This window comes from Litorimonas sp. WD9-15 (assembly GCF_050271975.1).
GTDB lineage: Bacteria > Pseudomonadota > Alphaproteobacteria > Caulobacterales > Maricaulaceae > Litorimonas.
In genome coordinates this window covers 1,149,573-1,162,911 of sequence record NZ_CP189850.1, presented here as the reverse complement: position 1 = coordinate 1,162,911, position 13,339 = coordinate 1,149,573, and the positions used below count along the sequence as shown (strand labels likewise).

The following is a 13,339-nucleotide window of genomic DNA, read 5'->3' as shown; positions in this document are numbered from 1 at the left end:
TTAAACCATGGTTACGATTCGTAACTTAGTATTTAATCTATGACCCGATCTTCGAAATCATATCCCGCACCCAACAAAGCGCCGGATATATTCTACGCACCGGACCTTTGCCCGATACGCGGCGTTTTAGGTCATATTGGACAGAAATGGCCATCCCTCATTCTGTGCCACCTCTCCTTCGGAACTCACCGTTTCTCAGAGCTTCGCGGCGCGATTCCGGACATCTCTCAACGGATGCTGGCAAAGACTTTGAAGACGCTTGAACGCGACGGTCTGGTCAGTCGGGATGCGTGTCCCGGTATGCCGCCAAGAGTCGATTATAGCCTCACCCCTTTGGGTGACAGCTATATCGAGCACTTGCAGAATCTGATGAATTGGGGTGCTCGGAACAAGGCCAGAATAGAAACGATCCGCCAAGCCTATGATGCTGAGACATCACCCGGTACCATTTTGCAGAAGAAGAAGATCGGTTGAGACATGACCGGCCATAGGCCCGAAATGCTGACATGTCGAATCAACATAAAAGAAAAAGTTCAAGTGAAACACTTTCAAAGATATTTTATGTTGTGAAAGAAGCACAACATATCAAATAATCCACAAAGTCTTTATATCAGAGAAATGGCGCACTGGGGAGGATTCGAACCCCCGACCCCTTGATTCGTAGTCAAGTACTCTATCCAACTGAGCTACCAGTGCGTGGTCGTCTTTCAACGAGGTGCGCCTTAAAGCGGAAAATGCCCGCGCCCGCAAGCGCTTTTTGCCGCTAATTTATAGCTTTTGCATAGTAACATACGGCTTTGCTTTTTTCCGGTATGTTCCGCTTACCTATGGCTATGAACCCCGCGCGCTGGTGAAACATGTGCGAGCCAGGATTGTCGGGACGCGTGTTCACCTCACAAGCCAAATTTTTATAACCCTGTGATTGAGCGTGAACCGCCAAGTCTTGATAAAGCGCGTGACCCACACCCTGCCCCTGCGCCTCGGCTGCAATGACTATACGGTCAATATAGAAAAATTCGGACAAGTTCTGACGCAGCCATATCAAATTCGCATGATCGGGGTAATCGATATCATGGGGATATGCCAACAAAGCCCCCAGCAACTGACCTGTTTCAGGATCAATCATGCATTTTTGATAACTGGTTTTAGAGAGAAGATAATCCAATCCCTTATTGTCCAGCGGCGAGAGCCAATGCACAAATTCTGCGTTCAGCTGTAGAAAACGCGCTTTATATTCTGAGGAAAAGGCAACGATCATAGGGCCAGTAAAACCCCACGCGTCAGCGCCCGTGCGACTGCGCGTGCCGCAGCAGCGCCTAACGCTGCCAAGTCAATCGGGCGCTCACAGGACTTATCGCCAAGACTCAGCGCAAATAATGTATCCCCGTCCAATGGCGTATGGGCCGGCTGTACGGCCATCGCAATGCCGTCCTGCGCCATAATCGCCAAACGTTTGAGTTGTTTCTGCGTGAGGGCCGCATCTGTCATGATTGCGCCGATGACCGTGGACTGCCCTGCCGCCTTTAGGAATGCGAGCTTTGTGTCTTGGGGGTCTGACCATCTATAACCCTCTGGCGGGCGGCGGGACCCGAATTCTCCGTCACGTTCATAAACCCAGGCCCACGGGCAATTCGTGCCAGGCATAAAGGGGGATCCGACGGGATTGGCCGCAATCACGGCTTGAACAGAGATATTCTCGACCCGTTCCGTCGCAATCCCCAGACCGCCGGGATAGAGCCCTGCCGTGGCACCGTACCCGGCTCCAACGCTGCCTTCATTTGCAGACGCTTCTGCAGCTTCGCAGGCCGAAATCGCGAGGTCGCGAAAAGGCGGGGTTTGGCCCCAGTCTTTGTCGCCCCCATTCGCATTGTCGAATAAAATGGCGGAGGGTACAATGGGGCTTACCGGTATGGGGGCGGGACCGGGCGCATAACCTATGCCTTTTCCGCCAAGCCATGCCGTCGCCCCATCGGCCGCCGCCAACCCATAGACCGAGCCACCCGAGAGCATAAGGGCATGGACCTGTTCAATCAGCCCGCCATCTTGCAGCGCAGAGATTTCGCGTGTGCCAGGCCCGCCGCCGCGCACATCCACCGAGGCAATTGCGGGATTATCGGGCAGGATAATGGTAACGCCGGTCTTCACCCGCGCGTCCTGCGCCTGTCCGATTTTATATCCAGGGAGTAGGTCAATCATGGAGCAGGCTTAGGACGCAAATTGGGCTCTGACAAAAGGATTTATGACGATGCGGCCCGAAAAAACTGCCTGTATAAAATTCCAGCCAATCAACCTGTGTTAAAGCCAGCCCTCTTCTGAAATGTTATGTTATTCAGATGCGCCATTTGAATTCGTCTGCCTGACGTTTCCGGCGACAGGCCTGAAACGATGATGAGCGGATCCCTAAACCAGACACTTCAAGACCCAGACACGGCTGTTTTCCGAAAACTGACGAGTCTTACACCTGCCACAATGGGAGACCTTGCTCCCTTTGCAAAAATTCCAATGCAGCCAAGGGCGGTCTCAAAGGGCGATATCGTGATCGACAATCGTGCGATGAGCAAACGTCTTTATCTTGTAACATCAGGCTGGTTTTACGCCTATTCCTTCCTGCCCAATGGCCGGCGGCAGGTTTATCATATCTATCAAGAAGGCGACTTTATCGGTTTCGAAGATATGATGCACAGTAAAAACGCTTTTTCAGCAGGCGCACTGACGGCGGGCCGCATTTGCGAGATCGACATTCCAGCTATAAATAACATTTTAGGATCGCATCCGCGATTTGCGAGCTATCTCTACGCTGTGAGCTCTCTCAACCACATTGTCATGATGGACCGCATGCAATCTATCGCGCGTCAGAATCCACGCGAGCGCGTTGCGCATTTTCTATTGGAAATGGCCAATCGTGTGCGGGTCACGTCAAAATTCCATAGCGGACAGAGCGGGAACTCCCTCACCTTCAATCTCCCGATGGTGCAGGACCTTTTCGCAGATTGTGTCGGCCTAACAGCGGTTCACATTTCCAGAACTCTGACATGGATGACGCAAGAGGGTCTGATTGCAAGACCGTCCAGAACGCTTATAACAATTAAGGACGAAGACGGACTGATTGAGCTGGCCAGTTATCGTAATCGTTATAAAAGAGACTAAGATTGCCTACGACTAAAACTATGATTACTAATTTGAATATATTGTTTAAGAATAAAATCTGCCTGCGTTATCCTGCCACAGTTGTATGGCTCCATAGCCTTCCCAAATTAGCAGATGTTAGAAATGGCGGTCTTAAGCAACGCCATCGTCACGAGGCATTGTGCTTCGTCGATCAGAACGGCGTGTAGAACATGGCGGGTGAATTTTTAAAAAAGCTCGAAATCTTTGCAGAATTGAGCGAGGCTGAGGCCAATCTATATAGGTCCCTGACTCAGACTGAGCGGACGTTAAACGAAAACCAGACGCTTTTGACGGATGGTGCGCCTCAATCCAATTTATATGTTGTCAAATCCGGCTGGTTTTATTCCTATGCCATTCTACCCGATGGAAGCCGTCAGGTTCACGGAATTTTCACGGCGGGCGACGTAATCGGGACAGAACATCTGTCTTGGGGGACATCAATGTCCAGCGTTGCTGCGGCGTCAGACGGCGTCGTGTATCAAATTCCCGTTAAAGCGGCACGTCAGTTCCTCATGGACAATCCGCGCCTAAACGCAATTTTTTACGCGCTGCACATGGTGCATAACGGGCTGCTTTTGGACCGGATCACCGCGGTCTCCCGTCTGGGGGCTTACCAGAAATTAGCTTATTTCCTGGCGGATACGCTCATTCGTCAAAATCTTATTCTGGAAACAGAGACGGATATTCTACACCTCCCGCTCTCGCAAAATTTTGTTGCAGATTGTCTGGGCCTCTCTTCCGTGCATGTTTCACGTCAGGTCGGAAAACTGATCAAAAATGGGATTATCGAGAAACAAGGCCGGTATGATTTTCGTGTCCTGGACCGGGACGCGCTACTGAAGCTAAGTGACTATACGGACCGGTTTGCCGATATTGCGAGCAGCAATTTCGATGCAAATTTTTCATCCGATCATTCGAAAGGTGAATTTGGATAGACGTCATGCGTCACGATATGACATTTGATGGCGACGCGCCCAGTTTGGGCGCGTTTGACGTTTCGCATTTCTTCGATGTCACAAATATGTCCGTCGTCATTTCCGACGCGCGGGAACCGGACCTTCCGATTATCTATGTTAACCGCGCCTTTGAGATGACAACTGGCTATGCGCGCTCATTCGCGGTCGGACGAAATTGTCGATTTATGCAGGGCGAGGATACTGATCCCGCAACTGTTCGAAGAATAAGGCAGGCCCTCAAAAAAGGTCAACCGGTCACGGAAGTCCTGACAAATTACCGCGCGGATAAAACACCCTTTCTCAACGAGCTCATCCTAACGCCGATCTATGACAAGCAAGATCGGCTCGTCTTTTATGTCGGCGTTCAAACCGTTATCAATGAGGCCATCTCTCAGGACATTACGAAAGATGAGGGTCGTAACCTTGTCGCCTCTATACAGCGGCATATTACGTCGCATTTAGATGTCATTATGGACATTTCATCTCTCGCGGATGACAATGAGACCGTTACAATATCAGATGTGAAACGCGACTTCCTGAAACGAATTTCAAGTCTCGACGTGCTTTATCGTGATTTGGGGTCCCATCTTTCAGAAGATGGACTGGTCGATCTGGGGGCCTATGTCAGTCATATTACCTCAATATGTGCAGCCCGCTTTGCCCGCTTTGGTGTCAGGGTAAATATCCGAACGGAAAGCCTGCCCGCACCCATTGATTATTCAGTTCGTATTGGCCTGATCCTCAATGAAATTTTGGAAAACGCATTGCGTCATGCTTTTCATGGTCGGGACACCGGGTTTGTAGAAGTTTTGATGACCTTAAGCGATGATACACTGACACTTTCCGTCATAGATGACGGGACGGGTTTTTCGACCGTAGAGCCTTGGCCCGCCATTGGACGGTACGGCGCAGCCGTCACCCGCTTACTTCTGGATTTAACTGGCGGGGAGATCAGTTTTGAGAGCTCCAAACACGGCACAGTCATTGAAATAACCTCGCCTCTGACGGCAAATGGTGTGAAACCCTAACCTTATTCTTCCTCTGTGGACTCTTTCAGGTCGGTTTTGGCGGCTACGCCGGAGTCAACATCAGTCAAAGCATCATTCTGCAGGGCTTTCGAGCTCGCCGTGGTCGCCTCATTTGCTGCATCGCGGGTTTTTTCCCAAGCTGGGTTTTCGGTGTTTTTCTTGTCTGACATAAATTTTCCTTTCAGATTTTTAATTGCATACGGACTTTAACGTAAAGACCGCGCTCTTGTTCCAAAACTCCGCCCTGCGTCGTTTTCGATATTTACGGAGCCAAATGTTCTTGTTATGTTCACACATGGCCAAGACACTTATTGATAAGCTGAAGATCCTCGCGGATGCCGCAAAATATGATGCGTCCTGCGCCTCCTCTGCGACGAATCGCAAAGATAGTGCAACGTCCGGTGGGATTGGATCGACGGAAGGGATGGGGATTTGTCATTCTTATGCGCCGGACGGCCGCTGTATCAGCCTGCTCAAAATCCTGATGACGAATTTCTGCATCTATGACTGCCGCTATTGCGTGAATCGCGTGTCGTCCAATGTTGAACGGGCACGGTTTTCCGTCGAAGAAGTCGTCACGCTGACGCTCGATTTCTACAAGCGGAATTATATTGAGGGGCTATTTCTCTCCTCAGGCATTATCCGGTCATCTGATTATACAATGGAGCAGATGGTCGAAATCGCACGGCGTTTGCGTGAAGATCATCTCTTCAAAGGCTATATTCACCTCAAAACAATCCCTGAAGCTGACCCACTCCTCATTAAACAAGCAGGGCTTTTAGCGGACCGACTTTCAATCAATATTGAACTTCCAACGGAAGCCGCGCTGCAATCCTACGCGCCTGAGAAATCAACCACGACCATTAAAACGGCCATGGCCGATGTGCGACAGGGCATTGAGGATGCCCGTCCGGACATTAAAGAACGCTCGCGTTTCCGCCCTGCGAAATTCTCACCCGCCGGGCAATCGACACAAATGATCGTCGGCGCAGATGCCAGCACGGATGCCGATATTATGACATCCTCCACGACGCTCTATTCCAGTTATAAATTGAAGCGCGTTTATTATTCCGCCTTCTCGCCCATTCAGGATGCGTCGAAAGACCTGCCCCTCGTCAAGCCGCCGCTGATGCGGGAACATCGTCTTTATCAGTCGGATTGGCTGCTGCGCTTTTACGGTTTTAAAGTGAGCGAGATTTTTTCAGGTCAAAGCAACGGCATGCTCGACCTGGATATCGATCCCAAACTCAGCTGGGCCATTGCCAATCGCTCCGGCTTTCCGGTGAATATAAACACGGCGCCAAAAGAACGCCTCTTGCGCGTGCCTGGGCTGGGTCTGAAATCGATTGACCGGATACTCCGCGCACGACGACAGACAAAGCTCCGCCTCGCCGATGTGAAAACGATTGCCCGGTCGATTAAGACGTGCCGCGCCTTTATTGAGACCTCGGACTGGAACCCCGGCAGTCTGCTCGACAGCGTCGCCCTGCGCCAAGTCTTTGCGCCGGAGCCGGAACAACTCGCACTTTTGTAGGGATATGGGGCTATGAGGTGTATCACCCTCGACAGTGAGACAGATTTCGACGGCTGGCGGGATGCCGTGCGCCCCCTCCTCGCGGCGCGGATTCCCTGCGAAGCTTTGGGTTGGCGTGTGGGTAATACTGCAACGGACCTGTTTTCTACGACGGGCGATAGCGACCTCTTCAAAGTCACCGACCATCCACAATATCCCGTCCGGATTACAAAGACCCAGGTGGCGATGTGCAAACGGGTCCTCTGTCACCGCTCTCCGGAACGGCTTTATCACCTCTATGCGACATTGCTGCGATTACAGACCGATCCCTATGCCTTGGATGATCCGCTCTTCACGAGCGGGTTATGGGTGCGGGAGGCGGATAAGAATATCCGTCGCGACGTCCACAAAATGCACGCCTTTGTCCGGTTTAAAAAAGTCGGCGAACGGTTGGTTGGAAATATGATGCGGGAAAATTTCTGCGCCTGGTTTGAACCCGATCACCGGATTGTCGAACATACCGCTGATTTCTTCGCCCGACGTTTTACGGGCATGGATTGGTCCATCCTCACGCCCGATGGCTGCACCCATTGGGACGGTAAAAATATCACCGTCTCCCCCGGTGTCGATAAATCCATGGCGCCCGACGCGGATGATACGGAAGAGGCGTGGAAGGCCTATTATGCGTCCATCTTTAATCCGTCGCGCGTGAAGATTGGCGCGATGATGGCAGAAATGCCGAAGAAATATTGGAAGAACCTGCCAGAGGCGGACTTGATTCCGCAACTCATTCAGCAATCCGAAGCCATGAGCCGACAATTTATGGCGACGGCTGAAACCGCGCCAAATATTCGCACAAGTAAAGTTGCACCCGACGTCTATGCCCAGACAACTGCGCCCGCCAATATCTCAACATTGAAAGACGCCGAGGACGCGGCCCGTCGCTGTACAGATTGTGACCTCCATTGCAGCGCAACGCAGACTGTTTTCGGACAAGGCCCTATAGATGCAAGGATCATGTTAGTCGGGGAACAACCCGGCGATCAGGAAGATATTGCGGGCGTGCCCTTTATCGGCCCCGCCGGACAACTCCTCGACCGGGCGCTGAATGAAGCAGGGCTGGATCGCGGGGGGCTTTATGTGACCAATGCGGTCAAACATTTCAAATTCGAACCGCGCGGAAAAATGCGCCTCCACCGCAATCCTGTCGCGGATGAGGTTGAGCGCTGCCGCACTTGGCTGACGCTGGAACGGCAATTCGTGAAACCCAAGGTCATTCTGGCCATGGGAAAAACGGCTTTGCTGTCCCTGACGGGCCATAAAGGCACATTGAAAGCCGTACGGGGGGGCAGTTTTGAGGGGGAGTTTGGCGAGACGATTATACCTACCGTGCACCCCAGTTTCCTACTCCGCCTGCCCGACCCCGCCGCACGGGACAGGGAGTATGCGCAATTCGTCCGTGATATTTCACGGGCCGAAGAATTGACGAAAGAGGCGGCCTAACGCACTCTCCCGATGAAAAGAATTATCAGACCAACCAACCAGCTCACCCATTTTTCCACGACCTCGGCGACAGGTCCGTCAATGTTATAAGCGATGACTGCTATCGTGAATCCGGCTAAAATCGCTAGCAGCACAGCCCCATCGCGCAATGTCCAACCTAAACATTTAACGAGAATCACGGGACCGAACCCAGCGCCCAGCGCAACCCAGGCAAAAAGCACACGGCTGAAAATTTCCTGTGGAAGAGCCAGTGTCAAAATGACCGCGAAAACCGCTACGCCGACCATAGCAAGGCGCCCGAACATCAACGCGCGTTTCGGGCTGACATAGGTCACGCCGCTATCATGCGAGACGGCCGACGCAGCCGCGAGAAGCAGGCTATCGACGGTCGACATAACTGCAGAGAGAACGGCCGCAATCACAACACCCGCAAGCACGGGCGGCAGGAATTGTTGCGCCGCCGCAAAAAATAAGCTCTCACCGCCCGTGTCGACATTCAACGCCCGCGCGGCAAAGGCGAGACAAATGAGACCGGAATAGATCACGACGCCCCAGCCAATCGTGATAGCGGCCGCCTTCTTTCGCTCTCCATCAGAGCGGACGGCCATAATCCGGTTTAGGAGTTGCGGCTGCCCCAATGCGCCCAAACCCGTACCTAGCAAACCCATGGCCAGACCAATACCTGCCATACCTGCAGCGCCATTGGTGAAGCTGAAATAATCATGATCTTGCGTGGCATGCAGGGTCTCAATAACAGACCCAAATCCACCCGCCGCCATGACCGTCGCCAGGGGTACGAGCACGCAAGCCAACATCATCACGCCCGCTTGTAGAGCATCCGTAATACTCGCGGCCCAGAAACCGCCCAACGCGCAGTAAATCACGATGACGACCGCGCCGATAATGACAGCTTCCGCGATGCTGAGTCCGAAAACCTCACCCAGCGCATTGCCCGCCGCTTGAAACTGACTGGAAATATAAAAGACAAAACAAAAGAGGATGAGCGCCGCGCAGACCAATCCCGTCACGCGTTTGGCCTTCGGGGCAAGACCTTCCGTGATGAAATCAACAATTGTGATATGCCCCTTGGCCGCCGTCTCTGCGTTCAAGCGTGGGCCCATGACAAGCCATGTCATCAGATAGCCGCCAAAAATGCCCGGCACGAGCCAGAGTCCGACAACGCCTTGCGTAAAAACCATGCCCGTAAAGCCCAAGAGGACCCAAGCGGAACTCGTCGACGCGGCATAGGACAGTCCTGCCGTCCAAGGCCCCAGACCGCCACCCGCGAGGAAATAATCCGACTCATCAGACACCCGTTTCGATGCCCACCATCCAACACCCAACAGGACGACTTTATAAGAAATCAGGGTAATTAAAACGACGAGAGTATCAGACATATAATCTGCCTTAAGATGACATTTGTGATTTTGATAGCCTCTTACGAAAAAAGCGGTATCTTATATCTATGAAGACACTCAATCTCTCGGCCCTTAGCCTCCTTCTTTTCCTGAACACGGCAGGCCTCGCGCAAGCGCAGTCCGCGCCAGACCTACGCGATATATTGAAAGAGACAGGTTCCAGCACGGCAACATTTAACTGCACGGCCTCAAAGTCGATGTTTGAAAGCAATAATAAATTGGGTGGATTGGATGCAATTTTCAACTTTGATGGCGATTCCGGTAAAGGTACAAAAACGTTCAAAACCTACACGCGGGAGGCAGCCCAACGCGCGCTCGATAATGGTTATAATTACGCCATCATGGCACCGCTCTCGATTGGGAATTATCGAAATCAAAGAGAAGTTGTCTATTATGGCTGGGGCGTTGCCCGTAAAGGGACGCAATATGGGGACGAGCGCAGATCATATAATCTGGGCTGCACAGGCTTAGACGATGTCGCAGCATTTGATTTAATGTGGGACGCGCGCACGGAAGAGTCGATCGGAGATGAAGGCACATTGGTGGACTTGCGTCTGCTCAATGACACGTTGGACCTCGGACTGACGGTTCCAGCAAGATCCCGAAAAATTCATGATATTCGCTATAAAATTCCGGGAGACCGAGAGCGAATTGCGGCGCAATTTGATGTCAAACAGAAATCGGCTTCCTGCAGGACACCCTTGAGTCCCGTCTCCCTGCGACAGTTCAAACCTTCCGACTCCGCGAGAAATCGTGCGGAAGAAACGGCCTGCCTCGAAAAATACAGAGCTGAAGCCAAAGCCGTCGGATGGGATAGGTTTCCCCTCTTCGTAAAAGACACGAAAACGGAAAGCGCAACACGCGGCTATGTGCTGAACCGGCCTGACTCAACGGATCCAAAAAGTGACGAGATGGACAACGCACTCTGGGGAAAAGGTTGGGTAGACCTCTCAGATGATTTTCAATCGGCATCCGATTTATTGATCCACAATCCATCCCAAAACTTGCTGCTCATTGCCTCGCAGAATTTGACGGAGACAGAGGCCATTGACCGCGCCGTGTTCCTGACATCTGATATCTATATGTCTGAGAAGAAAACAGGCATCGCTTTGAACGATAAGACATCTTATTATCGAGGCCGTTTTGACACTAAGGCGCGTGCAATGACGGCGAAACGCCTCAAAAATGCGGAACGTGCAAACCGGTCGAGCGGCGGTATCAGTGACAGGAAAATTGAGTATAAGCAGCGTGATATCGCAAGAGCGGAAGAGCGTCTGAACGAGCTTCGCGCGGGCGATGACGAAGCCACAATCGCACAAATGAAAGCTGCGGTCTCAGGCTTTCCGGGCGCAGAATTTGACGCTGATGAAATGCGCAAACAATTAAAAGATGTTAGAGACGCAAATATAAAGGCCAGAGAATCGAAGCTGACGAAATTGCGATCCGAACTGGCTGAAATGACAGCACAGCAAGCCAATGAACGAAGCGCCCAAGCCACCCAAAATGCGCAAGGCCAAGCGAAGGCGACACAGAACATTCGTCCCAGCGAGGAAACAGCCACAACGTCGGCAGATAAAGGCATTTACCGCGCATTTGAAACATACAGCATTGTCTTTATTGTCAAGACTAACAGTTTATCCGCCAGTTCCCGCTGCCGGGACGATTATCTTGTCTGCGCGGATAAACTCCAAGCCTATAATGCTTTGGGCGATCAAGTAGGGAAATCCGGCTTTACGCCGCTTTCGCTCCCTGTTGGATATGAGCCTTATGAAATGCGTTAATGGTTGAACCACGGTCGGCTTAGAAAGATCATGGATAAGTCAAGAGATCAGTCCGAGACATTCTGTAGTCCCTACAATTATAACCCCAACCTTTGGCACCAACAGGTTCATTGTCGATCCACTCCATCTGCATGCGCCGATGATATTGCCCCGCCCTCGTCCCTCCCCTACACGACAGTTATGAAACATCTTCTCCTTGCCTCGACTATTTTTCTCGCCGCATGTGTGGCGACGGAAACTGCTCCGTCCACAGACCTAAAATCCGCAAGCGCCGTAATGATAAGCACGACACCCACCCCGAAAACGGGCATGGTGGCGGCTGCAAATCCTTATGCGACGGAAGCCGGACTGGAAATCTTGCGCGCAGGCGGGTCAGCCGTGGACGCCGCGATTGCGGTGCAGGCCACATTGGGCCTTGTGGAGCCGCAAAGTTCCGGCCTCGGCGGCGGAGCATTCATGGTTATCTATGATCCGAAAACTGCAAAAGTCTGGTCCTATGACGGGCGCGAAACCGCACCTGCGGGCGCAGACCCAACCATGTTCCTCGATCCAGAAACGGGCAAACCGCTCGGTTATTTCAACCGTGTTGGGTCGGGCATGTCGACGGGTGTGCCAGGAGCAGTTGTCATGCTACACCGCGCGCATCAGGATTACGGCGTGATGGACTGGGGTACGCAATTTGACGGATCTATTGAACTGGCGGAAGAGGGCTTTGTCGTCAGTCCGCGTATGGCGGGATTAGTCAAACGCCTTGCACCCTACATCCTACGCGATGATGCGAATGCCAATGCCTATTTCTTCCCGGACGATGCGCCCATTCCAGAAGGCTATGTCCGCAATAATCCGGAATATGCGCAAACCCTAAAAGCGATTGCGGAAAACCCACGCGCATTATTGGAAGGCGAAATCGCCGAAGATATTATCAAATCCATTCGGATGGAACCGCGTCCCGGCACGCTGACCCTCGCCGATATGGCGGCTTATGAACCGAAGAAATCCGAAGCACTCTGCACAGATTATCGCGGACATGCCATTTGCGGGGCGCAACCTCCCGCCAGTGGCGGCGTCGCAGTACAATCCATTCTCGGCATGTTGGAAAATTTCGATATGGCCGAGGCGGGCAATTCCGCGCTGGGCTGGCACCTCTTCGCCGAAGCCAGCTTTCTCGGCTATGCGGACCGCGATGAGTTCGTGGCCGACCCCGCATTTGTTGAGGTTCCTGTCGCAGAAATGTTGGATGAGGATTACCTGAAATCCCGTGCCGAATTAATTAAAGTCGACACAGTCAATACCAATGTCACGGCAGGTGACCCCGTAGGGTTTAAACCCGGGAAAGATGCCACACCGGACAGTCCGGGCACTTCACATTTCACCGTCGTGGACAAGAACGGTTTGACCATCTCCATGACGACGACGGTCGAAAGCGCCTTTGGCTCTCAACGGATGGTACGTGGATTCATGCTCAATAATGAGCTGACGGATTTCTCCTCCTATGCCGTGGATGAGGACGGCGTCGCGATTGCCAATGCCGTCGCCGCCGGAAAACGCCCGCGCAGTTCGATGTCGCCGCATATTGTCTTCGCGCCGGATGGAGAATTTCTCTTCACGACGGGATCGCCGGGCGGCAATTCGATCATCGCTTACACGGCGAAAACCATTGTCGGCATGGTGGATTGGGGTCTAAGCCCGCAAGAGGCGATTGAGCTGCCCAATGTTATTGCACGGAACGGATCGCTGCGTCTGGAAGCCAAGAACCTGAAAGACGCCGAAACGGACGAGTTGGACCGCGGCGCGGGCGCTGTTGAATTCGGTATGGAGGAAGACATCGTCTCCGCACTGGAAGAGATGGGCCATACAGTCCGGCGCTCAAAAGGCGAAATTTCCGGCCTGCATATTATCTATCGTCAGGAAGACGGCACACTGATTGGCGGCGCGGACCCGCGCCGTGAGGGGACAGCGGAAGCACAGTAAC

General features: G+C 52.5%; 12 protein-coding genes and 1 tRNA gene. 8 read left to right on the top strand and 5 right to left on the bottom strand.

Features of this window, described 5'->3' with window-relative positions:
• The first annotated feature begins 39 nt into the window (after positions 1-39).
• A complete protein-coding gene (locus tag ACP9M6_RS05485; RefSeq protein WP_427454226.1) occupies positions 40-474 on the top strand; it encodes a winged helix-turn-helix transcriptional regulator in 435 nt (144 codons plus the stop codon).
• A 145-nt stretch (positions 475-619) separates the two neighbouring features.
• On the opposite strand, the gene ACP9M6_RS05480 is transcribed toward ACP9M6_RS05485, so the two are convergent.
• The 3 genes from ACP9M6_RS05480 to ACP9M6_RS05470 form a co-directional block, all read right to left on the bottom strand.
• Positions 620-696: transfer RNA gene (locus ACP9M6_RS05480), tRNA-Arg, on the bottom strand.
• Between the two features lie 67 nt (positions 697-763).
• A complete protein-coding gene (locus ACP9M6_RS05475; protein WP_427454225.1) occupies positions 764-1,258 on the bottom strand; it encodes a GNAT family N-acetyltransferase in 495 nt (164 codons plus the stop codon).
• Positions 1,255-2,196 carry a P1 family peptidase gene (locus tag ACP9M6_RS05470; protein ID WP_427454223.1) on the bottom strand — a complete coding sequence of 314 codons (942 nt, stop codon included), beginning with the start codon at positions 2,194-2,196 and terminating at the stop codon, positions 1,255-1,257. Before ACP9M6_RS05470 ends, ACP9M6_RS05475 begins: the two co-directional genes overlap by 4 nt.
• A gap of 273 nt (positions 2,197-2,469) precedes the next feature.
• On the opposite strand from ACP9M6_RS05470, the gene ACP9M6_RS05465 reads away from it, so the two are divergent.
• The 3 genes from ACP9M6_RS05465 to ACP9M6_RS05455 all read left to right on the top strand — a co-directional run bounded on the left by ACP9M6_RS05465 (position 2,470) and on the right by ACP9M6_RS05455 (position 5,152).
• Positions 2,470-3,147 carry a Crp/Fnr family transcriptional regulator gene (locus tag ACP9M6_RS05465; protein WP_427454221.1) on the top strand — a complete coding sequence of 226 codons (678 nt, stop codon included), beginning with the start codon at positions 2,470-2,472 and terminating at the stop codon, positions 3,145-3,147.
• A 191-nt stretch (positions 3,148-3,338) separates the two neighbouring features.
• Complete coding sequence (locus tag ACP9M6_RS05460) at positions 3,339-4,103, top strand: Crp/Fnr family transcriptional regulator (protein WP_427454219.1); 765 nt, start codon at positions 3,339-3,341, stop codon at positions 4,101-4,103.
• A gap of 5 nt (positions 4,104-4,108) precedes the next feature.
• Complete coding sequence (locus ACP9M6_RS05455) at positions 4,109-5,152, top strand: PAS domain-containing protein (protein ID WP_427454218.1); 1,044 nt, start codon at positions 4,109-4,111, stop codon at positions 5,150-5,152.
• 2 nt (positions 5,153-5,154) lie between these two features.
• Here the strand turns inward: ACP9M6_RS05455 and ACP9M6_RS05450 are convergent, their stop codons facing one another.
• The gene (locus ACP9M6_RS05450) at positions 5,155-5,322 is read right to left on the bottom strand and encodes a hypothetical protein (protein ID WP_427454216.1); all 168 of its coding nucleotides are present in this window, start codon (positions 5,320-5,322) and stop codon (positions 5,155-5,157) included.
• A 125-nt stretch (positions 5,323-5,447) separates the two neighbouring features.
• Here ACP9M6_RS05450 and ACP9M6_RS05445 point away from each other — a divergent pair, with 125 nt between their 5' ends.
• A complete protein-coding gene (locus ACP9M6_RS05445; RefSeq protein ID WP_427454214.1) occupies positions 5,448-6,686 on the top strand; it encodes a putative DNA modification/repair radical SAM protein in 1,239 nt (412 codons plus the stop codon).
• Between the two features lie 12 nt (positions 6,687-6,698).
• Positions 6,699-8,168, top strand: a complete 1,470-nt coding sequence (locus ACP9M6_RS05440; protein WP_427454212.1) for a UdgX family uracil-DNA binding protein — start codon at positions 6,699-6,701, stop codon at positions 8,166-8,168.
• On the opposite strand, the gene ACP9M6_RS05435 is transcribed toward ACP9M6_RS05440, so the two are convergent.
• Complete coding sequence (locus tag ACP9M6_RS05435; protein WP_427454210.1) at positions 8,165-9,565, bottom strand: sodium/proline symporter; 1,401 nt, start codon at positions 9,563-9,565, stop codon at positions 8,165-8,167. The genes ACP9M6_RS05440 and ACP9M6_RS05435 overlap by 4 nt on opposite strands.
• 68 nt (positions 9,566-9,633) lie before the next feature.
• On the opposite strand from ACP9M6_RS05435, the gene ACP9M6_RS05430 reads away from it, so the two are divergent.
• A complete protein-coding gene (locus ACP9M6_RS05430; RefSeq protein ID WP_427454208.1) occupies positions 9,634-11,367 on the top strand; it encodes a hypothetical protein in 1,734 nt (577 codons plus the stop codon).
• 180 nt (positions 11,368-11,547) lie between these two features.
• Positions 11,548-13,338, top strand: a complete 1,791-nt coding sequence (gene ggt / locus ACP9M6_RS05425) for a gamma-glutamyltransferase (RefSeq protein WP_427454206.1) — start codon at positions 11,548-11,550, stop codon at positions 13,336-13,338.
• The last annotated feature ends 1 nt before the right edge of the window (position 13,339 follow it).